The sequence below is a fragment of the Janthinobacterium sp. FT14W genome, from assembly GCF_009208755.1.
GTDB lineage: Bacteria > Pseudomonadota > Gammaproteobacteria > Burkholderiales > Burkholderiaceae_D > Janthinobacterium > Janthinobacterium violaceinigrum.
The window spans coordinates 115,954-141,769 of the sequence record NZ_WFLL01000009.1; the positions used below are offsets into that span (position 1 = coordinate 115,954).

The window sequence follows — 25,816 nt, forward strand, 5'->3', positions numbered from 1 at the left end:
AAAAAAGCCAGTCAACTGACTGGCTTTTTTATTATGTCGGACTTTCTTGAAACTGTTTTGCATTATCACAAATCTCATACCATGCAGGCTTGGAGCCGACATACACGTGAAATTGCATTCTTACCTCAGGGTCATCATCCAGGCAATTCACCGAGATTGGAAATGAATCACTCTCTGAGCCAATCTCGCCCAAAGAAGTCCCGCAGTGCTTGCAAAAGGTTCTTGCATATGTAAACGGTGGCTCTGGCGCATATCGCTGAATAAACTCCCGCCCTTCCAGCAAGGTAAATGAGCTTTTATCAACGAACGCCAGGGCGCTCGCTCCGGCCTTCCGGCAACGAGAACAGTGGCACATGCCCATCACGGCTGGGGGCGATGCCAATTCAAACTTTACCGAGCCGCAGCAGCAACTGCCTTTGATCATGAGATGTCCTGTTTGAAAGTTGACACTGTATTTTTACACAGTACTTTCAGGCAGGCAAGGCATACGTGGAGGCACGTTCAGAACCCAGGACAGAAAGCACCGTGCGGGCGCGGGAGTCGGGTCCAGCATGCATACGCGAACGGATGCGACGAACCGATGCGGCATCCCCTTCAAGAACGAAACACAGGTCACGGACCTGGAAAATTCGCTCGGCATCGCGCTTCGCTCATGAGAAGGCCAACTCCAGGCCGAGCATCCTGACAAAGATGAAGGTAACGAGACCCAGGCTCAGCAGCAATAGCCCGAAGATGGCGATCACCTTGCCGCTCGCACGCAGCACCGCGCGATTCTGCTTCGCCTTGTCCTTATCCTTCTTGCCTTGATCGTAATGCCACTTGATGGCGAAGAACATGCCCGTAGCGAGCACGAGAGCCTTGAACGTAACGAAGACTATAGGGGTCCAATCTATCATTTTGAATATTTCCAGGCTATTACTTGACACTATCTGTGGTGAGGAACACTTCCTCAAAACGCTGCTTCAGCAGCAACTGCTCCAACCCATCCCCCAGGCACCCTGTCTGACTCTTTCATTATAGCCAGCCATGACATAACAGTGGCATCGGGCGCAGTGAGGTGCCGAATGCGCATGAGAGCAGAGAAAACGTCAGCAACTGCCATACAAGCATGGTGTTGCTCTACGTTATGATGCATACTACATGAAAACAATCTCCATACATTGAGACAAAATGTCCCAGTTGAAAACCATACAAGATGAAGATTTAACCAACTGGCTGCCGCGCCTGACCCCGAACAAAGGGCCGCGTTTCCTGCAGATTGCCGATGCGCTGCAGGCGGCGGTGGCAATCGGCTCCCTGACCCCGGGTGACCGCCTGCCCCCGCAGCGCCAGCTGGCAGCCCAGCTGGGCGTCGACCTGACGACGGTCACGCGCGCATACGACGAAGCCAGGCGCCGCAACCTGCTGGAGGGCCGCGGCGCTCGGGGCACCTATGTCGCGGCGCCGAAAGTCGAATTGACGGCGGTCCTCGACCTGAGCATGAATACCCCGCCGCCGCCCGATGGCGTGGACTTCGACGACATGTTGAGACTAGGCCTGTCGCAAGTACTGATGCGGGCAGATAATGAATTGCTGATGACTTACCACCTGGGCGGGGGAAGCGACTCCGACCGCAAGGCCGGCAGCAAATGGCTGGCACCGATGTTCGGGCATCTGGATTCCCGGCAGCTTGTTGTCTGCCCCGGTGCGCAAGCGGCGATCGCCGCATTGATCCTGGCGCTGACGGAGCCTGGCGACGCGATCCTGGCAGAGCCCACCAGTTATCCCGGCTTGCGTGCGGCAGCGGCGCAATTCGGCCGGCACGTCATTGCCGTGGAAGCGGACGAGCACGGGATGGTGCCCGAGATGCTGGAGCAAGCGTGCCGCCAGCACAAGCCTGGGCTGATCTACCTCAATCCGACATTGCAGAACCCGACCGCCATCACCATGCCGGAACGCCGGCGCAAGGAGCTCGCCGGCATCGCGCAGCGCTGCAATGTACGCATCGTCGAGGACGATCCCTACTGGCTCCTGGCCGATGCCCCGCCACCGCCCGTTGCCACGTTTGCCCCGGAACACGTGTACTACATCTCCACCCTGTCGAAATGCCTGACGCCCGGCTTGCGTGTCGCCTTCGTGCTGATACGCGACCCGGTTGAGCGCGAACGTTTCCTGGTCGCGCTCAGGTCATTTGCGCTGATGGTCGCGCCGCTGACGGCCGCCCTGGCCACGCAGTGGATACTCGACGGTTCGGCCGACGGCCTGTTGCAAGGCGTACGCAAGGAGGCGCGCCTGCGCCACCGGATGGCCCGCGATATCCTGGCGGGGCGCTACTGCGGCTCTGGTGACGGCCTGCACGTATGGCTCGAGCTGCCGGCGTATTGGAACTCCTCGCAGCTGGCGCGTGCGGCCGACAGCTCCGGCATCGCAGTCACGCCGGCGGAGGCATTTGCAACTGGCAGCGTATCCGTGAATGCCATCCGGATCTCCCTGGGCAGCATCAAGGACCGCGGACGCTTGCAGGCGGGCCTTCAGCGGCTGTCGCATCTGCTTGCGCGGCGGCCCGAGTCGTTCAGCGCGGCCGTGGTTTGACTGTCCACGCGCGCGGGTCAGTTCCGTCACTCAGACACGGACTGATACGTTGGGTGCGGTAAAAGCCGGGGCAGTCGAAAGATAACCGGGGTCACGAACGCGCGCCCGCCGCGGCGCGCGAAGCTGCCGCGCGACGACAGCGATCCCCGGTCAAACCCATATGCGGTACAACCAATAGCTCTCATCCGTCTGTGCAAGCGTAATCAGCTCGCGCGGGCTGGCGCCGACCAATTCGCGTGCATCGCGCGACAGATGCGCCTGATCCTCATAGCCTGAACGGGCCGCCACGTCGGACAGCGACGTTTTCCCCTGCTGCTGCTCGCGCGTCGCAGCCACCAACGATTCCTCGGCCCGCGCCAGGCGGCGCAGCATACGCAAGGGATGCCCTGTCCATGTCCGCACGCGGCGCTCCACCATTCGTGCGCTGCGTCCCGCGCCTGCGCTTGCGGCCCGCAGGGCGAGCGCCTGCAGCCAGTCGTGGATCGGCGCCCAGAATGCGCCCTCGGAGCCCCGCTCCTGGCGCCAGCGCGGCTCCAGCCAGTCTTCCAGCACGGCGATACGGGCCTCATCGTCCGCCGCCGCCAGCAAGGGCGCCGACAGCGCCCGCCATTCGTCACCGAGCGCCGCGCCAAGTTCGGCCATATTGTTGATCTGAGCGGACATGTCCATCCCGGTCAGCCGATGCAGCGCGTCGGCAAAGAACAGCACCGTAATCGTGTGTACGGGGCCGGGATTGGCAGTGATGCAGGGCTGCGTGCGCGGACCGGAAAAGACCGCCTCGCCGGGGCCCGCCTCCTCGCCGGTGGCCGGCTCCACCAGTGTGGCATTTCCCTCGATCATCCATGTAATGGCGCAGAACGGCGTCGCGGGAAAGCGGTTAAGACGCTGTTCCGGCGGCAACGGGGCAGAGCACATGGTGCTGCGTACCAGCCAGGCACGTACGCAGGAAGCCAGTGCCACGCGCGGGGCAACGAGGCGTGCGACAGTCGGCGGGCAGATGGCATCAGGTGGCGTCATGCAAGCATTGTAGCGTGTCGCAAACGTTCAAGACCTGCTTGCCTGAGCAAACGATACTGCCTTCATCATCTGCCAACCGAGAGAGTCTCATGAACACAGCCGCCATGCCCGTCTCGCGCGAGATCGCCGACTTGCCTGCCGCGCCCGCGCTGCCGTTTCTCGGCAATGCGCACCAGCTCACCCCCCGCACTATCCACCAGACCATGGAAAAGTGGAGCGGGCGCTACGGTCCGATATTCCGGGCCAGCATAGGCAGCCGGCAAGTGGTGGTGCTGTCTGACAGCACGGCGATCACCCAGGTACTGCGTGCGCGGCCCGACACCTTCCGCCGCCCCGCCGTGACGGCCGATATCTCGGCCGAACTGGGCGGCGCGCCCGGTCTGCTGCTGGCCGAGGGCGACGCATGGCTGACGCAGCGCCGCATGGTGATGCACAGCTTTTCGCCAGCAATGGTCAGGGCGTATTTCGCGCGTCTGCGTCAAGTGGGCCTGCGACTGGCGCAGCGCTGGAACGCTGCGGCAGAAGCGCAGCAGGAGATTGATCTTTCTGGTGACCTCAAACGCTACACGGTCGATGTGATTGCCGGTCTCGCCTTTGGTAAAGACGTCAATACGCTGCTCAACGGCGACGACAAGCTGCAGGAAGACGTGAGCGAGGTGATGGCCGGGGTAGCCCGCCGCTCGCTGATGCCGTTCCCTTATTGGCGCTGGCTGCGGCTTCCCGCGGACCGGCGCCTGGAACGCAGCGTACGCGCATTGCAAGCGGCAACGGACGGTTTTATCGACCAGGCACGCCAGGCGCTTGCGGCCGATCCTGCGCTGCGCGCCCAGCCCGTCAACATGCTGCAAGCCATGCTGCTGGCCGCCGGAAAACCGGATAGCGGCGTCAATCATGCTGTCATTTCTGGCAACGTCTCCACCATGCTGCTGGGCGGCCAGGAGACGACTGCCAGCGCGCTCGCATGGCTGATATGGCTGCTCTGGCAGAATCGAACCGCACTGGAACGTGCGCAACAGGAAGTACTGAGCAAGATATCCGATATCAATACGATGACACCGGAACAGGTCGACGGGCTCGACTATGTGGAGGCATGTGCGCTTGAAGCCATGCGCCTGAAGCCACCCGCGCCATTCCTGCCGCTGCAGGCGCTGTGCGAGACCACGGTATTGGATGTGCGCCTGCCGGCAGACACCCTGCTGTGGTGCGTATTGCGGCACGACAGCAGGGCCGAGGCGTTCATACCCGAAGCGCAGCGTTTCACACCGGAGCGTTGGCTGGTTAACGATGGCGCTGCCCGCCAGTTGTCCCTGCCGTTTGGCGCCGGGCCAAGAATGTGCCCAGGGCGCTACCTGGCGCTGATGGAAATCAAGGTAGCGATGGCAACGCTGCTGGCCAGCTTCGATGCCACGCAAGTCCGGCCGTTGACTGGCGCCGCACCCAGTGAAGTGATGGGTTTCACGATGACGCCCACGCCGCTGGCGATCACCCTGCGCCAGCGGGGACCGGCGGCAATGGACTGATCGCGCCTGGACAGGGATCTTCTTATGGGGGGTTATCTCCAGCGCGGTGGTAGGCGGCGCCAACGCTCCGAGGCCATGGGGCAGGTGACGTTGGCAAGCACGGCAGGTTCTGTTGCCCTCGGGATCGTGGAGGCGATCCAGCCACTCTATCGACATGCCGTAGTCGAGCCGGTGCTGCTGGCGTGCGTGCTGTTTCAATGTGGCAGCGGAACATGGATGGTGATGCAGAAATGGAAAAAACGCTCCGGACTGGTAGCCTGGCTGCAGGCCGGATCGGGGATCTACCTGGCCCTGTTCCTGCTTTTTCATGTCGGTGCAGTCCTGTTCGGCCGCGCCGCGCTCAAGCTCGACACCAATTTCTACTATGCCGCTGCCGGTTTTGTGCGGATGCCATATGCATTGTTGTTTGCGCCGTACTATTTCTTCTCGGTGTGTGCCCTGTTCACGCACCTGGGCTGTGCCATGTATTGGCAAGTCCAAGCGCGCTCCCTGACGGTGCGCAGGCTCGCCATTGGCATCCCGGCGGGAGTCGGCCTGCTGGCCGCCCTGCTGATTGACCTGGCTTTCGCGGGCATGCTCCATCCGCTCGACATTCCCGCGCAATACCTGACCATTTACCAGTAAGCCGGGCGTGACGGCACCGGGCCGGAGCACGCATGGAAGAGACATGGCGCGTCCCACGCCATCACAGCATCCGCACCAAAAACCACTGCGGCTGAGCGCGCGAGGTTCAGATTCAAGGCCACTCGCTGTTGACGCTGAATTGGCACGCACCCGGCTGCGCGAACCGATTGCCGTTTTTGCCAGTATTTACTTGAACATACAGGCGCCTTGTTGCACAATCAGCCATTTTCCTGGTGAGAGATGCGCGATGAGTGACTTGAAAGCGGCCGGTGCCCTGACGATGGCAGGTGTGACGGCCAGCGAGATCGAGGGCGATAACACGCCGCAGCGGACCAGTGCCGCGCCCATTGCGAACTGCGCCAACTGCCAGGCGCCGCTGGGCGGCGCTTTTTGCCAGGCCTGCGGCCAGTCGGCCCATATCCACCATTCGCTGCTGCACCTGGCCGAAGAAGTCATGCACGGCATCCTGCACTTCGACGCCAAGGCCTGGAAGACGCTCCCGCTGCTGGTGGCCTTTCCGGGCCGCCTGACGCGCCGCTACATCGACGGCCAGCGCAAGAACTATGTTTCGCCGCTAGCGCTGTTCCTGTTCATGGTCTTCCTGACCTTCTTCGTCACCTCGTTCGGCAGCGGCCAGCTTCTCAGCCGCGACGCCAATATCGCCTCGCTGACCAACCACGCCGCGTCTGCCAAGCTCCGGGTCGAGCGCAATGAGCAGGCGCTGGCTGAAGCCCGCAAGGCCAATACCGGGGTCGCTGGGGTCGAAAAGGCGCTGGCCGTGTCGCGCAAGCTGCAACACGAAGCCGAGCAACGCCTGCTGTACGTCGTATCGCCAGAAAAAGTGAACAGCGAGGAGGCCATTGAGCTGAGAGAGCCCGGCTGGTTCGACAAGACTCTCTCCAAGATCGCGTCCAGCCCACCCAATCCCGACGCCGATTTTCCGGAGCTGGAAAAAAGCTTTCGTCATGCCGCCGAGAATCCCGAGTTGGCGTTTTACAAGCTCAAGAACACGATCTACAAGTTCTCGTTCCTGCTGATCCCGATCTCGCTGCCCTTCATGTGGCTGATGTTTTTCTGGAAACGCGACGTGACCATGTACCAGCATGCGGTGTTCGTGCTGTACTCGCTGTGCTTCATGTCCTTGCTGTTTACCGTGCTGATACCGCTTTCGATACTCAACCAGGGCTGGCTGATCGGATTGCTGGTGTGCCTGGCGCCACCCTTGCACATGTTTCTGCAGCTACGCGGCACCTATAACCTGGGCAAATGGGGCGCGCTGTGGCGCACTTGCATGCTGCTGGTAGTGGCCAATATCGTGTTTTGCGTGTTCATCGTGCTGGTGTTGATGAAGAGCGTGCATTAGCAAGTACGAGTGGCTGGTCGGATACGGACTGATGCGCTTGCTGTACAAGCTGGCTCAGTTGAAGACCCAATTGGAAACACGAACGTGCGCCCTCGCGGCGCGGGGCTGCCGCGCCGCGGCATTCGGGGCTGGACCGGTAGGCCAGCCCTTCGAATCTCGCACGCAGGGCGCGAAGGCGCCCTGCGTGTGAGATTCAAATATCTAAGTTTTAAAGGCTTTCAAGCCACCATACGCGAACCGTACCTACCATACTACCTACACATAAAAATCGCTACAAAAAGTCTTTGTATGCCTGCACCAATGCGATTTGGCCATGAAAATCAAATGTATAGGTTGAAATGGCGCGCAGCCGCATGGCCGCGCGCATGGCATCATGCGCGCAGAACATTAACTATGGTGACACATGGAGCAATTTCATTTCCTGGTAGGCGAATTCAAAAAGAATAGCCCATTTATTCCTGCCGCCGTCAGCGCGCAACTGTTTGCCTGGTTTGAGCAGATGGGCGAGCGCGTCGATCGCTACGGCAGCAAGACCGGCAAGGTCGTCAAGTTTTCGCAGAAAAACTACGAGAAAACCCTGTTCGCACCTGATGCCGACAGCATCAGCCTGTATTCGCCTCGAGTCGTACCACCCGACGATATAGACGAGTGGGCGAACTGCGACGTTCTTTCCCTGTATTCAAATAGCTCTTCGCTGATACTGGCTGTCAACGCCAGCAAACTGCCGTTGGCGCAGCTGTTTCAAAGTGCAGAGGGCATATCTGGCTTGCTCGATCATTGCGATTATGTGTACGGCTACAGCGAAACGCTGGGCTATGGTACGGGTTACGCCGGCGGCTATCGGATAATCGATGAAGCCCATCCATATATACCGGCCAGTTCCGATCCTGGCAATAACTGGGGCGCCATCCAGCGCAACGGGCTGCAGTATGAGCACATACGCGACGTGTATCCCATCAGTATTTTCAGCCAGTCCAGGCTCGACGCGCTACCGCCGGAGCGTCAACAGGCATTGCGCAAGGCGATGCAGGCATATGGCAGCAGTAATACGCAAGACGGCAGAACGCACTGGATTTTAAGCGGCGAGGAAGAGGCGGCGGCCCGGAGCGACCTGCAAGCGCATGCCATGCTGGGTTCCTTGATCGACCCACGCAACCGGTAAGGGCTGTAACCTGTTGCAACTTGCATTCCGAACCGGCTTGCGCACTTCCGAACCGCTTGCCCTGGACTAGTCCAAGGTGGACTTCGTGCGCGGCGGGTTCGATTCCCGCCATCTCCACCACTGAATTCTTTAGAATCAAGTAGTTAGCAAGAAGAAGGCTGTCATTATTTGGGTTATTTTTGGGCTGTTTTAGCCTGGAAATGACAACAAAATGACAGCCTTTTTTGTTGGAGTAGCCACTTCCTAGCGCCCTCTGCCTACATACGTTTACTTGCATCCGGCTGACCTACCAGCTGGACTGCTTCGCGCTTCAACTCTTCAGATAACAACCGTCTTTCACGTGCCATGTAATTATTTTTCTTATTTGTGTAAATGTGTGCAATTTCACAAGATTTCCACTGATACTATGAATCAATTATCCCAAAAAAATTCTCCAAGCTTTAAAGCACAAAACCGATAGTATCCCCCATGAAAAATCACATTGATTTTTAATTGAAAAAACAAATACCACATTGACAATTTTTCTTCATTTCCGATGTAGATGTAGATGTAGATGTAGATGTAGATGTAGATGTAGATGTAGATGTAGATGTAGATGTAGATGTAGATGTAGATGTAGATGTAGATGTTTTTAATATTTTTCTGATCGGCCATGAAAGACAGGCCATATGATATTTATTTCATACTCAATCAAATTAACATTAGAGGCATAAAATGAATGACAAATCTTTCAATTTAAAACAAGTAGAAGTCAGCAACATAAATCCTGTATCCAAGGGAATTCGGTCCAGCTTCAGCATTACTCTTCATGAATATCAAGGGAAGGCTTACATTAATTGGTCAGAAAGCTTTCCAGGCATGGTAAGACTTGCAGTTGCCATATACAGTGGCACTCCACCGAGTAATCCGGCAGCATGGCTAAATGCGACAGAGATAACCAACTCAACTTCTGGCTCTTGGAACTCAGGACAAACCTGGGGTACTGGCTATTCAGCAGCTTTGCTGGGCGTCAACGAGACCAATAATGCATGGATTTATATTGGCTGCAATACTGACGTCACTACCTAATTTAATGATGCGGTGGCTGCATATTTATGTGGCGGCCACCAAAAAACGCAAGTACGCACCCGTCGGCCAAAGCTTGGGGAGGGGGTGAATTCTCAACGAAAGGCTGACAGAGTTTCTCTCGTCACCTGCCCTTGGCAAAAAGGGATGAGGGTCAGGTCTGCAAAAGGGATGAGGGTCAGGTCTGCCATTCGGACATGAAGGATGAGGGTCAGGTCTGCCATTCAGACACGGACTGATGCGTCACGTACTGTGAAATCTGGCCCAGTTGAATAGCTAATTGGGCAGGGCGCGAGGGTCAGGTCGGCCATTCGCAGGGCGCGAGGGTCAGGTCGGCCATTCGGACACGGGCTGATGCGTTGGGTGCTGTAGAAGCTGGCTCAGTTGAATACCTAATTAGTACCACTAACGCGCGCCCTCGGCGCGCGGGGCTGCCGCGCAGCGGCAGCAGCAGCAGCAGCAGCAGCAGCAGCAGTTGGGGGATTCGGGGCGGGCTGGGCCGGGAGGCCCAGCCCTTCGAATCTCACACGCAGGGCGCGAAGGCGCCCTGCTCGCTTCCGCCAGGCAATAAAAAACCGCCCGAAGGCGGTTTCTTTATTTCCTGGCGGAAGCGGTGTAATGCGAATAACTAGGCTTCATGCGGCTTTCACGCACCATGCAACAACCATACCTACTAATTTACCTACACACACAAAATCCCAGGCACCGAGCGCCGTCGGCCAACAATACATCGCCTCCCTTTGAAGCAAATTGCCTATTGAGCAATATTTTGTGATTTCGCAATTAGATATTACCAAGACTGCGGAACAATGCCTGTCATCCCCCCACTCAAATCCCGGAGACATCATGGCACTCGACGTATACCTCCAAATCGATGGCATCAAGGGCGAATCGACCGACTCCGGGCATCCAGGCTGGATTGAAATCACTTCGGCACAGTGGGGTGTCACGCAACCCAAAAGTGCGACCGCATCGACTGCTGGTGGTCATACCGCCGAGCGGTGTGAGCATCGATGCCTTTCTATCACCAAGCTGGCAGACCTCTCCTCTCCCCTCCTGATGCAGACCTGTTCTTCCGGCAAGACGATCCCCAAGGCCAGGCTTGAATTCATGCGTGCCGATGGCGATGGCAGGCCTGTCAAATACTACGAGGTAGCGCTAGAAAACGTCTTGATAGGCAATATGGAGCAGATCGTATATGAGGGCAGCGTCTTGCACGACGCTATTGGATTGAAATTCTCAAAAGTAGTCTGGAAATACACCCAACAAAAAATTGGCGGCGGCGCCAGTGGCAACACGACCGGCGGCTGGAACCTATCGACCAATCGCATGGCCTAGTAGGAGCGAACCATGCTTGAAGTCCAACGCAAGGATAAACGTGGCCACTTCATCATTCCGCAAGCCCCGGAGGATGCCGGTTATTACGTGTACGGCACCCCGGGCGGCGGTGCTGGCCAATATGCCCACCCGACGATGATGACCGCGATCCTGCGGGTAGAGCGGGAATGGCAAGCTATCGATAAGCGCAAATTCGGTGTGGGGAACATCAGCTTGGCCGAAGGCGTGAAGTACAAGGGGCATGCAACGCATCGAAGCGGGCTTGAGGTCGACGTGCGTCCGCTGCGCAAAGACGGTCGTCAGGTCGCAGTTCATTGGTACAACGAAGAGTACGACCAGGCCGCAACGGCCAAGCTCATCGAGCTATTTCGCCTTTACTCGTCCGTCGCCTTAATCTACTTTAACGATAGTCATATTCCATTCGTGACTCATCTGGCAGAGCATGATCATCATTTTCACGTGAAGCTGCGAGGCTGACATGCAAAAAATCCTGGGATTGCTACTTGGCGCCACAGCACTACTCTCCTTGGCCTATGCAAAAGACAACATCGGTTGGACATGGGAATACAAGCCGTTTAAAGGCGCATACCTTATCTATTCCGGAGAACTGGGGGAACAAGAGGCGCCCACCCAGAATGATCGTAAACTCGCCATCGAAGTTACGGGAAAACTGGCACGCGACATGTTCGATTCGATGTCTCCAGATTTCAAGCCGACATGCAGCAATGAAAAAGGCGACCGCGATCGACGCAAAGGCAATCTTTATTGCACCTATCATATTGGCGAAGAATACCGCTGCTTTATCGGCCTGAATCTGCGGACTGGCAAGAGTATTGGGGCAGCGTCATGCTGACGTTCGGGTAACGACAGCAAGGTCGCAGGGAGGCAACACAGCCCCACCAGGGCGCAAACTCAGCCCATCCCTGCCCATCACGCCACCCGCACGAAAAACCGCCCAAAGTGCGTCAAAATGCGTCAAAACGCACGCCCCCTCTTCGCCCCGCCGCACCAGTCCTCATGCGCCTTCGGCCATGGCGCACATTTGAGTCAAAAGAGCCCTATATAGCGGGCAGGTGTGGAGGGGGGACAACTGCGCGCGCCGGGCCGAAATAAGGCTTTTTCTTGCATCTACTGCAACATCAATCGTCAGGATGTGAAAAAGCCGCCTCGTGGGCGGCCTATGCGGTAGCTGGGGCGCTCCGGCGGTACTAGACCTTCACGGCCAGGCCCAGCCGGCTAGCGTGGCGTGCTAGTCATTCTGGACGGCCGGCGCGGGCCTTCGCCGCTTGCTCCTTCTCGTAATCGTCGCGGCAGTCCACGTTGCAGAACGGCAGGCCGGGCGCCAGCGCCTCGTCGCAGTAGTAGCAGGCGCCGTGCGCCACCAGGGCGGGCCGTCCGCGGACAGCGGCCAGGCTGCGCGCCACCTCGGCGAAGATGATCTTGTCAGTGTTGTCCACGTGGTCGCGCATGCTGCGCCCTCCCATGTGGCCAGCTCATACGGGGCGAAGCGCACCACTTCCACGCCCGCCCATTCGTTGATCGCCATGAACTGCGACTGTAGCGGCACCAGCTCGTTGCGAGCGAAGACGCGCGCCGCCGGCATTGTTGGGCAGGATACACGTGAAGCCAGGATTCATGCGGGTTTCGGGCACATTTGTAATGTGCGTATGGTGTGGAGCTTGTAGGACGGTCTTTTGGCCACGATTTCCAGCCAAAAACATGGTGCTAGAACACCGCAGAACAGGCCAAAGAGCGTATTCAGCTCATCGGGGTTAAAACCGCCTTGGCAAATTGCAGCAGAATTTCACCAAGTTGCGAATAGTTGCAGACTATCTCAGATAATTTCGTCTTATTGCAGCGAGTTTTAAATTATTCCAAGAAATTTCACCATGCTGGATATGCCACCGGCCACCACCCCCGACATCGTATCGTTTAATGCCATACGCTAGTTTGGACACGCTATATCACAAGTTGGGACGAAAGAATATCCTGCACTACGCGGACAGCCGACAACGGCGGGCTTTCTTGCCAACCCAGAGGGTTCCGTGATGTGTGAGAAAATTGGCGGGGGAGCGGGGACTCCCCGCATCAGCCCTGGCTGGCCGCCGCCAGCGGCGGTAACGGCACCGGCACCGGGAGGCGTTTTCAGCAGGATACGAATGGGAGACGACCATTCGCCGATGAGATACGACGGGGTACGACCAGGATACGAGTCGCACGTGCCATGATTCGTCCAGGCCGGGCCGGGCACCTGTTCACGGACGAGATCGTGTTGGAATGTGGTCACTGACCCCGTGCCCCCGTTAGAGTCGGCCATATAAATCAATATTTTGCGACGGCCGCTCAAGTATCCAGTTCATCTTCTCCAAAAGGTCGACGGCTAATTGTCGCAAAATACTCCACTCAGGGGTATCAAACAAAGCGCCAATTTCCCATACATGAGCGTTCTCGGGACCACTAACAGAAGCCATATAGCTATCCAACTTTCTGATAGCTTCCAACTGACTTTCGGTAAGCATCTTACGTACGCTGGCAAGCGCCGCTCTTGCCGATGCCGGCCGCGTTGACGTGATCGCGCACCAGCTGCGTGAGCCGGTTCGGCGTGAACGCCTCAGCGACAGGTATTTCATGTGGTCGCGCCGCGTGCGCGTTTTGTCGTCCAGGAAGGTCAGCTAAAGCGGAAACGTCGGCCACAGCATCGAGCGGCGCGGACGTGGGCGCGGGGCCGCGCCCCTCGTCCATCCATTCGGCCTTACGGATCAACAGGGCCAGCGCCTTGTCCGGTGGCGCCATCTTGAGCGCGTATTCGTTGGCGTCCATCCCCTTCGGGAACAGGATACGGTAACAGCCGATGCCCTGCGCCGTCAGCTTTTCCGCCAGCGCAGCGGCGGCCTGGTTGCCAGCGTCGTCGCGGTCATAGGCAATCAGCACCCGCTTGACGCCATGCCGCTGGAACGCCGCCAGGTGGTCGTCCGTGAAGCCGCCCGCGCCGTAGCTGGCGGTGACGTTACGCAAACCATGCACCCAGAACGTCATGGCGTCGATCAGCGCTTCGCACAGGATCATCTCGCCGCCGCTGGAGATCACGCCTTCCTCGTTCCACACGTCGGCATGCGGGCCAGGCAGGTACAGGTGGTAGGCGGTGCCGGCACGCAGGTTGTTGAGCACCTTGCGGCCGTACACTTCATGGATCACGCCGTTGGTGTCGATCACCGGCACCACCAGCGACGTGTATGACAGTTTTGGTGGATTGTCCCTCGCAAGATCAGGTGCTTACGCAACGGCGTCATACAACGGCGGCAGCTTGTCATACACGCGAAGCTAGGATTCATGCGGGTTTCGGGCACATTTGTAATGTGCGTATGGTGTGGAGCTTTTAGGACGGCCTTTTGGCCACGGTTTTCGACCAAAAACGCAGTATACGAACATCGCAGAACAGGCTAAAAAGCGTATCCAGCTCATCTGGGTTAAAACCGCCTTGGCAGATCGCAGCAGAATTTCACCCTGTTGCAGGAAATTTCACCGAATTCCAAATAGTTGCAAAGGAATGCAGGTAATTTCACTTAATTGCAGCAGATTTCAAACTATTGCCGGAAATTTCACCATGCCGGATATGCCACCAGCCATCACAGCCGACATCGTGTCGCTCGATGCCCACCAGCGTGGGCACTACATCGACTTGACCAACGATGCCGTGGACACGCTGTATTGCATAGCCGACCGCAGCAAGGTAGGGCTCACAGTGCGATTTCAAATTTGGCGCAACGGAATGATAGGGTGCGGGCACGGTTGTGAAGGGCTGCATCTGGATCGCGGGGACCGCGTCCGCCTGACATTATCGCGTCCGCCAAGATGCGATTTCCTTTGCTAGATCAGGATCGCTACTGAGTTCCTCTATTGCTTGCTGTGCCAGCGGGTTACTTGATTTACGCAAGGCTGACAACAGCAGTATACGACTTTCGCCTTGAGTACGGTCTTTGACAAGATCAATTAGTTCTTCCATAGTCTCATTTGTGACCGCGATTGACAGCGCACACGCTAGGCCATCCTTTGCGCCTAACCGAAATTCCTTCGTATCTCCTGGGCCCTTGATGCCCCATCCCATCGGGGCGTTGCGATATTCATCGACCAGCATTGGCCACGCCTTCATTACCGCTGGTTCAGGCACTGCTAAGGAACGAGCGATAGTTTCCTTAATCACATCGGAATAAGGCATCTGTAGATGCTTCAACAAAATAGGAATAGCAGCTTCGTACCTCTCAGCCCTTCCAATCAAATCGCCTACTGATTTTATTTTCAATCCAACGGCATGTAATTCCGCCAATAGGGGAGCAGCTTCCACACGTATTCGTGCCACGCTCGCCATCCGTTCCTCTTCTCGCTTTTTGTTGATTTCCCGCAGCCGTGCCTTCTCATCGTCGGTCAATTTGAACCTCACTAATTCATTTACTGTCATTCGCTCCAAAGCTTCGGTTGTCAACGGAGTACGCGTCGCTGTTTTTTTTGTCATCATTATGGAATAGGAAGGTGGTTGATAAATCCGCTATCGATTGCATTCTGCAATGGCCCTGACAATGTCGTATTTGGTCGAGTGTAGAGATCGAACCGGAAACCTTGGCTTTGCGCATAGTCTAAGTAGTCACGCAATTGCCGCGTAAAGCTTAAGCTTTTTACGTTTTTCACTTCGCTAAGACTTCTTTCCGCAACATTTAGGCCATCAGGGATTCGGACACGGCCGTTGATCGAGAGCTTAACCTTCTCACCAATGTTATAAACTGCACGAACAGCGGTCTCACCCTCACGTCCGAGCGCCCCTGCGCTCTTTGCTGCCCCGGTCAACAACTGCTTCGGATTACCCAGCACCATTGCGCCAAAGCCTAGCCAGAAGGCCTGTCGCTGGCTTGCTCCCATGTCGTGTGCAATTTGCTCAACAGGATTGAAGGCAAACCACTGCCCCATCACTTGATCAGATGTGCCATAGCTACGCGAATTCGTTTCTTTCCACGATCCAGTATGTATAACGACTTGATCGCCGTTATTCGCTGCTCCTGTCTCGATTTTTTCGGAGAATGTCCGCGTTATGGTGTTTGCCGAAACCTTATCGGCACCCTGGTTGGCCGAATCATCCTTGCCATGCTTCGACTTATCGCCGTTTCCTTTATCGTTCTGGTTGCTCGAATCGGCCTTTTTCTTTTCCAACAGCCGCTGTTCCTCGAGCTGCCTTTTCCGCTGCTCTTCCGGCAACTCCTCTCCTGCAAATCCAGTAGGATCGGTCAGGTTGGTCGGGTTGTTCCACACATAAGTATAGCGGTTGTAGCTCTGGCTATGCATCGGATCCTGGATCAGCGGATCGGCGCTCATGAAGCGCGCCAGCAAGGGATCATAGATGCGCCCGTTCATGTGCACCAGGTCGAGCTTGTCGAGCATTTCATGGCCCGTAAATCCACGGTTGTCCGTCACGCCATCGAGACTGTCCGGGATGGCGTCGCCAGTGACCGTGCGGCGCTTGCCCCAGCTGTCATAGGCCAACTTCTCTTTCACCACACCAGCCGCGTCGCTGATCGCCACTACGCTGCCCAAGCGGTCCAGATGCGTCCAGTTCAGCTCTGTACTGCCCGTTGGCTTGTCGATCTCCACCCCCAGCCCCATCGGCCAGTAGGTCTTGACAGTTGGCGCGCCGCCCTTGACTTCCACTTCCATGGCGCCCGCGTAGTACGTCGTCGTACCATCGTTGCGCTCCTGGCGCGCACGCTGGTGTTCTGGTCCATACATGAAGATGCTGTTCTCACTGCCCTTGCTGATCGAACGCGGCATGTCGAAACTGGTCCAGCTGAGTGCACGTCCGGCGCCTGAGACCAGATTGCCGTTGAGGTCGTAATCGAGCGCGCCAATGCCCGGGATCGACTTGACCGCATGCGGCAGGCGGCCGCCCGCCGGCGCATATGCGTAGTCGCCCGTGCCGACACCGGTCTTCGACAGCAGGTTGCCGATACCATCGTAGCGGAAGCTTTGCACAGGCTGGCCCGCCACCGTAGCGCTGGTCAGACGGTTCAGACCATCGTAACTGAACTCTTCCGTGAAGCCCACGAGCCCGCCGCCCGGCCAGTATTGTGCGCGCTGCTTCACGTTGCCCAGCGCATCGTAGTTATACGATTCGCTCAGTTGCCCCTGGTTCTGCGCATTGTTCAAGGTGCCAAACGACAGGTAGCCGGTGTTCGGGTTGTACTCCCGGGCCATCTTCAAGCCGTTGCCCAGCAAAGCGCCGGTCACGCGGTTCGCGGCATCCTGCGCAGTTGCCTGCCACAGTAACAGCGGGCCGCGACCGATGCTTTCCAAGTAGCCGCGTTCGTTATACCGCTGCGTAAACACTTTCGCCGTATCGCTGCCGCGCTGGTAGGACTGAGTCAGCAAACGGCCCCAGGCATCATAGCCGGTCGTGGCGGTATAGGTCGCGGACTGTACCTGGTCCAGGCGGGTCGTCGTGGTGACAGGCCGGCCCAGTGCATCAAAACTGTGCTGGCGCCGATAATCGACCTTGCCGGTGAGATCCGTCGTATACGCCTGCACCAGCTGTCCGCAGCTTTTCTGCGCGGCGCAACTGCTCTGGCCAGGAAGCACATCATAGTCCCAATAGCTGATCAAATCTGGCTCGCTGCGTTGGGTCATGCGCCCCAGCGCGTCATAGCGCATCGTCGTCGCGGCGCCGGCGGCCAACTGTAGCGGGCTAACCTGTTTCCAGACCTGGCCCAGCGGGTCTACACCATAGCTAATCTTGCCCAGATCCGGGTCGTTCAGCGCGACCCTGCGTCCCAGCGCATCGTAGCTGACCGTGACCACATTGCCCGCCGGATCCTGGGTCTGCAGCAAATTCCCGTACCCGTCGTACGTGTACGTGGTGGTACCACCTAATGCGTCGATACTGCTGGCCAGCTTGTCCTGCATATTGCGTGTGTCGCTCTTGCGCTGTCCCTTGGCGTTGGTCAACACGGTGCGCAGCCCCGCATACTCGGTACTCGCCGTCAATTCCTGACCCGCATCGTTGCGGGTCACGGTACTCGTCACGCGGTCCAGGTCGTCATAAGCGAGCCGGCTGGCAGACACCTGAGGCGCGCCCATGATGCGCGGCCAGTAGGTTTCCGCCAGGCGGCCACGTGCATCGTAACGGCTGTCAGCCACCACCTGCTTACCATCAAAGGCCCAGCTTTGCGTGCGCAGCACATGGCCGGCACTGTCGCTGTACACCAGTTTGGGCAAGGCGACGCGCTGGCCATTTTTCATGTAGTCGGTGATCGCGATCGCGACCGCGCCGGCCGGACAGCTGGCGTCGCACACCTTTTCGTAGCTGCGCGTCTCGTTGCCGTCTGGTGCGGTTTCAATGCGCTTGCGACCGAAACCATCTACCGTCTGGTTATGCACCAGGCCATTGATATCGATACGCTGTTTCAGCGTGCCGCTGGCGGCATCGTACGATGGATACGATTCCACCTGCCCCAGTGCGTTCTTCTTCGAGATCGGGAAACGGCGCTGCGTGTCGTACTCCACCTCGGAAACAGTACGCGTTTGCGCGCTGTTGCTGGCTGGATCGAACCAGCTCTGCGTAATTTTATTGACCAGGCCAGACAAGTTACTTTGACGATCGTAGGACGTCGTCAGCTTGAGTGTGGGATCATTCGCTTGCTGCGTTTCCGCCAGCAGCAGACCTTGCGCATCATAGGTAAACGCCTTCGTGCGAGTGACCGTCAAGGACGGCGATGTCCGGGTGTCGGTCGTACTCATCAGGTCGGACAGGCGCCAGTTGGGTTCGTTGCTAGCGTACGTGTTCACGATCTGCGACGTGAACGTTTCGCTGCCGGGTGCCGTGGCGGTGATGGTGATGCTGAGCAGGTTGCCATAGGCCCCAACTTCGTTGGTCGTGGTGACGTTGCCCATGTCGCTCTGATCGAGGTCGCGGCGCGACACGTTCGACGTTTGCACGTACGGATGGCGGGTAATCTTGTTGTTCGGCTGCGTGACAGTGTACTGGCTCAGCGTCTGGCGCATGTCGCTGAGGACATTGGCTGCCGGTACCGGCGCGGCCTGGGCGTACTGGGTCGTCTGGCTGGCGCCGACCATGCCAATAAACGGGAAATCCTGACGGTACCAGGTGGTCGTGACATGCCCGCTTTGCGCATTGGTCACATCCTGCCGTGCAAAACCGAGGTTGCCACGGCCGGAACCGTCGTTGGCGTTGCCAGCATAGCGATAACGCGATGTCAGCCAACCGCCCTGCCCGTTGCTGCGGCTAAACGTTTTTACCAGCTGGCGCATCACCGGTGCGCGCTTGACCGGATACGCCGGCATGATCGGCTGGCCGCTGATATCGTAGGCCACGTCCTGGTAGACGGCGGCATCGTTGACCGTGGCATATTCCACTTTTTCAACCAATCTCAATCCATTGGTCACACTGATCAGCTTATCGATAGCTTGGCCAGGCATGGCCTGGTCGGCAGCACCGGAAATTTCCCAGTTACTGCCGCCCAGATAGCTGACGATGTCCTGCTTGCCATCACCGTCGAAGTCGCCCAGGAATTGCGATTCTACCTTGATAAGATACGTGTTCGCTGGCTGTGGCGTTTCCTTCATGGCGCCAGAGGGCGTGTAAAACGTGGGGCCCGTCCAGGCTTCACAGGTATGGGACGTAGCATCGGCTCCCACATGGCACAACTGGTAAGCGGAGATATTGGCGGTGTTCCGGGTGTCATGGGCGGGACGCAAGACATCAACCACGCCATCACCATCAAAATCCCCCAGCGTCACGACCTCATGCGAATAAGCGGTGCCGGAAGCAGGCAAGGCGCGGCAATCCCCCCCTGTCGCGTTGGCCGTTAAATTTGCAACGCCACCTTTCGAATAACAGACGTAGGCATTTGTCGAGATTATCTGGTTGTCCTTATTCAGCGACGCTGCAGCAAACACCATGTCTGTCAACCCGTCGGCGTTCAGATCGCTGGTCAAGACTCCCGACGTTGCCGGCTCCAGGATACGGGTTGGGCTTTGTTCTGTGATCGGGAACCAGCCAGATGAATAATTAAACGTGCCCACCTGGCTGCGCGTGTACACATAAATTCCCTCCGCCGGACATTGCCATATCCCCTTCGGCTCAGGCGCATATGGATCATCTATATTTATGCAGCCTTGTAACATGACCTGCTCGGTCCGACCGTCCCCGTCCATGTCGGCATTCGGGTGCACACCCAAGTATCCTTTGGTCAGACGATCACCGAGGATCATGTCTTCATTGGTACCGTTTACCGCTCTGCAGTCGAACGCGCTCCCCGTTGACAGGCATTTGTATTTTTTGTTGCCAAACATATCGCCGGCGGACAGCATCAGATCGTCGCGGCCATCGCCATTGAAGTCACCCACCATGCGTGCCGGCTTCGGTGGAGAAAAGGTGTTGAACGCGTCGGAGGGAAATGTCAGCCTGGTGTCGCAGACAAAGCCACCACCCGTGCTCAAGCGCGAATGACAGATGCGCCAGTTACTGATGGCGTATTGACCAAGCGGCTGGTCCGCTATCAGCAAATCAAGCTGGCCGTCGCCATCGAAATCACCGGTTTCCATCACGTGGCCGGAAATACTGTTCATCGGCGTCGAGACCGTCCAGCCGTTGCCATCGGCATTCGACAGGAACAGGCGCTGCTGGTAGTGGTTGGCGGCGACACGGTAACGCTCCATGATATCGGTCTTGCCGTCACCATTAAAATCGCCGAAGGCCAGCATGCCCTGCGGACTATTGCTGAACCACGCAGCATCGCTGCCCATTGCCATCAAATTCGGTCCCTGGCGCACGCCCCCAAGGCTGACAAAGGCGCGCGTGGCATTCGGATTTTTTCTGCCCCAGTCAAACGTCGTCACCGGCAAGCACACGCCGCTGGCATCGCATGCCTGTACTGTCTTGAGCAGGCTGCGCCCGCTGCTGGCACTCAACTCATACGCCAGGTTGTAGCGCAGCGCCGGCGTGCCGCCGCTACCGTCTGCCTGTGTATCGGTGCTGGTGACGATACTTTTCAGGCGCAGGCGTGCGTCGAAATGGCTGCCAGACACATACGCCACCTGCGCATCAGGCCGGGCTTCGTACTGCAATTCTGCCTTGACGAACATCGCCTGGCCGGAGCGCGTATTGCCCCCCCAACGGATCTTGGCCAGCCGGCTTTCGCCGCTTGCCGCATCGAGGTTGTACCAATAGCCAATCGTGTTACCAGAGCGGTCCGTGCTACCCGACAGCCACCAGCGGTGCGCTAGCCCGTCGATGCGACCTTGCCCCAATAAATAAGCATCGGCGCGATCACCATAGGTCAATGTCTGGCCAGTCTTGGTCTCCACCGTGAAGCTGCGGTGCCCGTTCGAGAGCGTGGCGCGGATGCGGCTGAACGTGTCGATCTCGGTACGGTACTCGGCCCCATCGCGCCAATAGTCGCTATCGTTGTCATGGTTGCCATTGATCAGGATCAGTTGCTGGCCATCCAGACATAAACGGTCGGCCGGCAGGAAGCGCGCCACGTCGGTGGTGTTGTTGACGGCAAATTTACGGCCGCAACGGTCGATGCTCGATACGCCCGCCACGCTCCAGCCCAGGCCAGCCACGCCGCCGGTGTCGGTGCTGCTGTAACTGAGGCTCAGACTCGGTTGCACTCCTGCCACACCAGGCGGTAACGCGATCGGCAGATTGTAAGTGGCAGCGCCATTGCCAACGCCCATGCTACCCGGCAAGGTACCGGCGTCAGCATTCTTGAGTTGTGCCGGATGGCCGATCCAGACGGGCGAGCCATCGGGATTCGGCGGCAAGGGCGGCAGCTCGGGAGGCGGCCCTACCTGTGAGGCGTCGTCCAGAATCAGATTGATGATGCCCAGAAGTGCACCGTATTGACTTGCACCGGCCGGCGTAGAGGGATTCGGATTTTGCGTAACGTTGATCACCAGATTGGTCGATGGCCCGCCAAAGAATGTGCCACTCTGCATTTGCCATTGGAAATTGTAATTTCCTGGAACCTGCGGTGCGACGACATTAAAAGTAAATGTATATTGGGCTTGCCGTGGAACTTCGGAATCCACCTGCACCGATTGCGTTCCCCAAGTTATATTTGCTTCCGGGTTTGCAGAAACGAGTTGATGAAGATTCGTCCACTTGGTATTTCCGACATTGCGCATCGTGATCGACACTGGATAGCTTCGCCCGCCAACCATCGACAGCGGTACGCTCTGTGAAATAAACTGCGCCCCATCCTTGGACTCCGGATCGATAGGAGCGGCATGTAAGCCGGGCATTGCTAACAACAAAAATAGAGAGACACAAAGGTGCACCAGGGTTGAAATTATGCTTTTGACAAGAAACACGAAAAAATTCTCCTGATGCACATGAATGCAGTAAAAATTTAGGGAAAGAAACGGGAATGTGTCATGCCACACAATGCATAACGAAAATTAACAAATAATTTTATACCAATTTACAGAAAATATATCAAAATTGAAAATTTATTTGCGAAAATATTTGACAGGGAGGTTGTCGGCGCGGCATGATTGGCACCTTAATTATGTACCATGATGTTCGTAACGTAGCAGGCGTGTTTTCACGGAAAGGTCGTGCCTGTATATTTTTTGCTGAAATTTCACTTTGCCCGTGCATTCTTCGCGGCACATCATTGAAAAGTGCAAAAACATGAATGCTAAAATTCATACACAACGGTCCCCACACATTAATATGCACCATTCTCGTGTTGGAAGCGCCTGTTTTATGAAAGTTAGGTAAAGAAGTCTTGCACGACACGGTGTTCATAATAGGATGTCTCAGCTCTGGCCCACGACGAATAGCAAAGCGATTTTAGTAGTCGATGCTGATTGAACTAGAATTGCCATGGCGTTACAGACTCGATGGCATCGCACAACTGGTAGCGGGCTAAGATGCGTCCGTATTCCTGCAAGATGTACGTCGTAGCTTGGCACAATTAAATCATTGTGATTTTTGTTGATTGAAACTGCATTTCCGTGACGCCTGCACTCGAAATCGCTATCATGCATTATGGTAATTTCTATATTCTATTGCAGCATTATGATAGTTGGATTAATCCCGCAGCGAATTAATACTGTATGCTCATTTTTTAATTGCAAAATACACAATTCAAGCCTAATATTTTCATGCAAGTGTTTTTATAGATTGGCATATTTTTCTGAATAGGAGCAATATTTCTGAGAGATGAATGATTAGGTATGCGAGGGTATTCTTCTGCGAAGTTGATGGATCCAACATGCTGGCAGCTATTTATTCAAGATGGCCCCCTTCACCGTCTGCGGACCGTCCTGGCGCTGGCTCTGATAATTCGTGATATACCATTGCGCTTGTCCATCGACTTTCTCTCCTGGAGAATTGGTAATGTTCTCCTCATTGAGCGCATTGACAAAATGCACCAGCGCCTGGCTGTCCAGCGCTTCAAGGGTAATTTGTGTTTGGCCGCCCGCTTGTTCATGCGACAGCGATAAAACGGCGACGTCATTGGAATCGGCCTGCTCAATTGTCGACAACACTCTCGTCCATGGATAACGCAAAGCGGCAATGATTTTTTCCTGTTCCTTTTGACGGCGCAGTGTTTCCGGATCGTTTTTGGCCTGCAACTTCAACGCGGCTAGACGCCGCTCCTTGAGCGACTGCTCCAGCTGCACGGCGCGTTGCGCATCCTGCATCGCCACTTCGCGCAAGGCGAGCGATTCCGCCAGCAGTACTGCCCCCCAGACCAGCGCGCCGCCCATGAAAAACAGTCCCAGCCACGGAACGCGGCGGCGACGAATGAATTCAAGTTGCAGCATCATGGCGTCACCTGCGCAGGAGACTGGAACAGCAGGTCGCGGAAATCGGCATACAGGACGGGCTGCAGATAGTCATCCAGCTTCAGCACTTTCTCGGCGTGCAGCTGTGCCAACGGCAGGAGTTCGCCCGCTACTGCCAGGCGGAAGTGCTGCTGCGCGTCCTCCCCCAGGGAATACGCCATGCGCCGCATCTCGCGGTTGATCATATCGGGCTCGCGGCGATGCGTCATGGCACTCATCGCCTCCATTGCACCGTCCTTTTCAATCACGATCGTGAAAGCATCTCGTTCTATCATGATAACGGCCCTGTTGTGCGGGAAGGCAGGGGCCGACGAACCACGCCGCAATTGCATCGCATTCCATACGCCGGTCACATAGGGCCGCATAGACAGCAGCCGTAGGCCGTGCTCACTTGCCAGTTGGCGCAACCTCGCCCCAATATCGACGCGCAGCGCGCAGGCGACCACCTTTTTCCGCCCTGGCAAATGGTCCAACGTGAACTCCCACTGCCCTGGGTTCAGGCCCAGCTGATGCTGCATCTGCGCCTCTGCGGCGGCGCGCTCCTCCTGCTCGCCCTGCAACCCGGCCGGCAGTTCCAGTATCATGAACTTGCCCAGCGCCGAGCCGAGGTGCACCGCCAGCGTCGCATACCGGCGTTTACGTAGCTCCAGCGCTCCGAAATTCAGGCTGGCCGGCATGCCAGCCTCCCACTGCCAGCGAGCCATTTCTTCGACACGGCGCCATCGCCCCCATCCTGTCTGACGACGCAGCATCGCCTCGCTGCCATTCAGGTAAATATGGTATGCATCAATCATGCGCCACCACGCGGTCAATTTCCTCCATGGTGGTGGCACCACTGGCCACCAGGTCCATCGCGCGTACATAGAGCGGGCGCACGCCGAGTTTCAGCGCGTAGCGCTTGATCTCGATGACATCGGCGCGGTTCAATATCATGGTGCGCAGGGTATCGTCAAATGGCAGAACTTCGGCCAGCGCGTGGCGGCCCTTATAGCCGGTATTGCGGCAATGCTCACAGCCACGTCCGCGCGTCAGCGTGACCTGGGCAGGTATCATGCCAGCCACCTTCAAGCGTTCGAGAATGTCGCCGCTGGCTGGCTCCGGCTCGCTGCAAACAGGACAGTTCGAGCGGATCAGGCGTTGAGCCACCACGCCGTTCAACGCCGACATGAGACTATATAAGTCGATATCCATGTGCGCAAAACGGCTGATCACATCAAATACGCTGTTCGCATGCACGGTGGTAAACACCAGATGGCCCGTCAATGCCGCCTGTACGGCGATTTCGGCCGTTTCGGCATCGCGGATCTCGCCCACCAGTATTTTGTCTGGGTCGTGGCGCAGGATGGAGCGCAGGCCTTGGGAAAACGTCAGCCCCTTTTTTTCATTGACGGGGATTTGCAATACGCCCGGCAATTCGTACTCTACCGGGTCTTCGATGGTAATGATTTTTTCCTGGCCGGTCTGGATCTCCGTCAGCGCCGCGTACAGGGTAGTGGTCTTGCCGCTGCCCGTCGGCCCGGTGACCAGCAGCATGCCATGCGGCTTCTTCGCCAGGCGGCGGATGCGCTCGATGGCGTCGGCATCGAGACCGAGGCTGGCCAGCGAAATCGCATGGGCGTCGCCGCGCAACTGCGTCTTGTCGAGAAGCCGTACAACGGCATCCTCGCCAAAAATGCTCGGCATGATGGAAACCCTGAAGTCCAGTTCGCGCGAGCCTAGCTCGATGCGGAACCGACCGTCCTGCGGCACGCGGCGCTCGGCAATATCGAGCTGCGCGAGCACCTTGATGCGCGAGATCACTTCCTCGGCGCGCACGCGGTCCGGCAACTCGGACGCCGGCACCAGCACGCCATCGAGGCGCAGCTTGACCTTCACGCCGTTGCGGTCGCATTCAAAATGGATGTCGCTGGCACCAGCTTTCCAGGCATCGTAAATGGCCGCATCGACAAAGCGCACGATGGGACTGGTGCTGCGCTCAATGGTTTCGATTGAAATCACATTTCCGGCGCCATCACCAACGCTGCTGCGCTCTTCCGGCGTACCGGCTGACAGGTTGCTCGATGCCTTGATACGGTGCTGTGCCTGGTCCAGCGCAGCTAAAATGTCCGTTTTGTCGCCCCAGGCCAGCGCGGGATAGCCGCCGACCTTGTTGGCCAGCCATTGTAACGCGTGGTCATCCCATGGGTCGGCCACGACGAAACTGTCGCCGCCCGCTAGCCGCAGCGGATAGATGACGCGCTTGACGCAATCCGTAAAGCTCAGCAGCGAGAATTCGGGAGTGCAGGCAAGCATGGT

General features: G+C 57.3%; 20 protein-coding genes. 9 read left to right on the forward strand and 11 right to left on the reverse strand.

Features of this window, described 5'->3' with window-relative positions; translation table 11 throughout:
* Window positions 1-31: 31 nt before the first annotated feature.
* Window positions 32-424 (reverse strand): GFA family protein, encoded by a 393-nt coding sequence (locus tag GCN74_RS09065; RefSeq protein WP_152256355.1) that lies wholly within the window; start codon window positions 422-424, stop codon window positions 32-34.
* 226 nt (window positions 425-650) lie between these two features.
* The gene (locus tag GCN74_RS09070) at window positions 651-896 is read right to left on the reverse strand and encodes a hypothetical protein (RefSeq protein WP_152256356.1); all 246 of its coding nucleotides are present in this window, start codon (window positions 894-896) and stop codon (window positions 651-653) included.
* Window positions 897-1,170: 274 nt separating this feature from the next.
* On the opposite strand from GCN74_RS09070, the gene GCN74_RS09075 reads away from it, so the two are divergent.
* Complete coding sequence (locus tag GCN74_RS09075) at window positions 1,171-2,571, forward strand: PLP-dependent aminotransferase family protein (protein ID WP_193317017.1); 1,401 nt, start codon at window positions 1,171-1,173, stop codon at window positions 2,569-2,571.
* 150 nt (window positions 2,572-2,721) lie between these two features.
* Here the strand turns inward: GCN74_RS09075 and GCN74_RS09080 are convergent, their stop codons facing one another.
* Window positions 2,722-3,588: a helix-turn-helix domain-containing protein gene (locus GCN74_RS09080; protein ID WP_152256357.1), complete on the reverse strand. Its 867-nt coding sequence runs from the start codon at window positions 3,586-3,588 to the stop codon at window positions 2,722-2,724.
* 89 nt (window positions 3,589-3,677) lie between these two features.
* Between GCN74_RS09080 and GCN74_RS09085 the strand changes: the two genes are divergently transcribed.
* The 8 genes from GCN74_RS09085 (at window position 3,678) to GCN74_RS09120 (ending at window position 11,513) form a co-directional block, all read left to right on the forward strand.
* Entirely contained in the window at window positions 3,678-5,108 is a 1,431-nt protein-coding gene (locus tag GCN74_RS09085) for a cytochrome P450 (protein WP_226938947.1), read from the forward strand.
* A 24-nt stretch (window positions 5,109-5,132) separates the two neighbouring features.
* Window positions 5,133-5,732, forward strand: coding sequence for a hypothetical protein (locus GCN74_RS09090; protein ID WP_152256358.1), 600 nt, complete (start codon window positions 5,133-5,135; stop codon window positions 5,730-5,732).
* 43 nt (window positions 5,733-5,775) lie between these two features.
* A complete protein-coding gene (locus GCN74_RS09095; protein ID WP_152256359.1) occupies window positions 5,776-7,095 on the forward strand; it encodes a DUF3667 domain-containing protein in 1,320 nt (439 codons plus the stop codon).
* Window positions 7,096-7,498: 403 nt separating this feature from the next.
* Window positions 7,499-8,257: a hypothetical protein gene (locus GCN74_RS09100; protein WP_152256360.1), complete on the forward strand. Its 759-nt coding sequence runs from the start codon at window positions 7,499-7,501 to the stop codon at window positions 8,255-8,257.
* Window positions 8,258-8,971: 714 nt separating this feature from the next.
* Complete coding sequence (locus tag GCN74_RS09105; RefSeq protein ID WP_152256361.1) at window positions 8,972-9,325, forward strand: hypothetical protein; 354 nt, start codon at window positions 8,972-8,974, stop codon at window positions 9,323-9,325.
* 843 nt (window positions 9,326-10,168) lie between these two features.
* Window positions 10,169-10,660: an Hcp family type VI secretion system effector gene (locus GCN74_RS09110; protein ID WP_152256362.1), complete on the forward strand. Its 492-nt coding sequence runs from the start codon at window positions 10,169-10,171 to the stop codon at window positions 10,658-10,660.
* A gap of 12 nt (window positions 10,661-10,672) precedes the next feature.
* Window positions 10,673-11,137, forward strand: coding sequence for a penicillin-insensitive murein endopeptidase (locus GCN74_RS09115; protein WP_152256363.1), 465 nt, complete (start codon window positions 10,673-10,675; stop codon window positions 11,135-11,137).
* A 1-nt stretch (window position 11,138) separates the two neighbouring features.
* Window positions 11,139-11,513, forward strand: a complete 375-nt coding sequence (locus tag GCN74_RS09120) for a hypothetical protein (protein ID WP_152256364.1) — start codon at window positions 11,139-11,141, stop codon at window positions 11,511-11,513.
* Window positions 11,514-11,913: 400 nt separating this feature from the next.
* Here GCN74_RS09120 and GCN74_RS09125 read toward each other — a convergent pair whose 3' ends face one another.
* The 8 genes from GCN74_RS09125 to GCN74_RS09165 form a co-directional block, all read right to left on the reverse strand.
* Window positions 11,914-12,144, reverse strand: a complete 231-nt coding sequence (locus GCN74_RS09125; protein WP_226938948.1) for a hypothetical protein — start codon at window positions 12,142-12,144, stop codon at window positions 11,914-11,916.
* A gap of 1,036 nt (window positions 12,145-13,180) precedes the next feature.
* On the reverse strand, window positions 13,181-13,873 hold the full coding sequence (locus GCN74_RS09135; protein WP_226938949.1) for a toprim domain-containing protein: 693 nt from the start codon (window positions 13,871-13,873) through the stop codon (window positions 13,181-13,183).
* 346 nt (window positions 13,874-14,219) lie between these two features.
* Window positions 14,220-14,465 (reverse strand): hypothetical protein, encoded by a 246-nt coding sequence (locus GCN74_RS09140; protein ID WP_152256366.1) that lies wholly within the window; start codon window positions 14,463-14,465, stop codon window positions 14,220-14,222.
* 30 nt (window positions 14,466-14,495) lie between these two features.
* Entirely contained in the window at window positions 14,496-15,116 is a 621-nt protein-coding gene (locus tag GCN74_RS09145) for a hypothetical protein (protein ID WP_152256367.1), read from the reverse strand.
* A gap of 56 nt (window positions 15,117-15,172) precedes the next feature.
* Window positions 15,173-22,036, reverse strand: a complete 6,864-nt coding sequence (locus GCN74_RS09150) for a putative toxin (RefSeq protein WP_152256368.1) — start codon at window positions 22,034-22,036, stop codon at window positions 15,173-15,175.
* Between the two features lie 918 nt (window positions 22,037-22,954).
* Entirely contained in the window at window positions 22,955-23,503 is a 549-nt protein-coding gene (locus GCN74_RS09155; RefSeq protein WP_152256369.1) for a hypothetical protein, read from the reverse strand.
* Entirely contained in the window at window positions 23,500-24,315 is an 816-nt protein-coding gene (locus GCN74_RS09160) for a hypothetical protein (protein WP_193317019.1), read from the reverse strand. Before GCN74_RS09160 ends, GCN74_RS09155 begins: the two co-directional genes overlap by 4 nt.
* Window positions 24,308-25,813: a GspE/PulE family protein gene (locus tag GCN74_RS09165; protein WP_226938950.1), complete on the reverse strand. Its 1,506-nt coding sequence runs from the start codon at window positions 25,811-25,813 to the stop codon at window positions 24,308-24,310. The genes GCN74_RS09160 and GCN74_RS09165 overlap by 8 nt, the downstream gene beginning before the upstream one ends.
* Window positions 25,814-25,816: the final 3 nt, after the last annotated feature.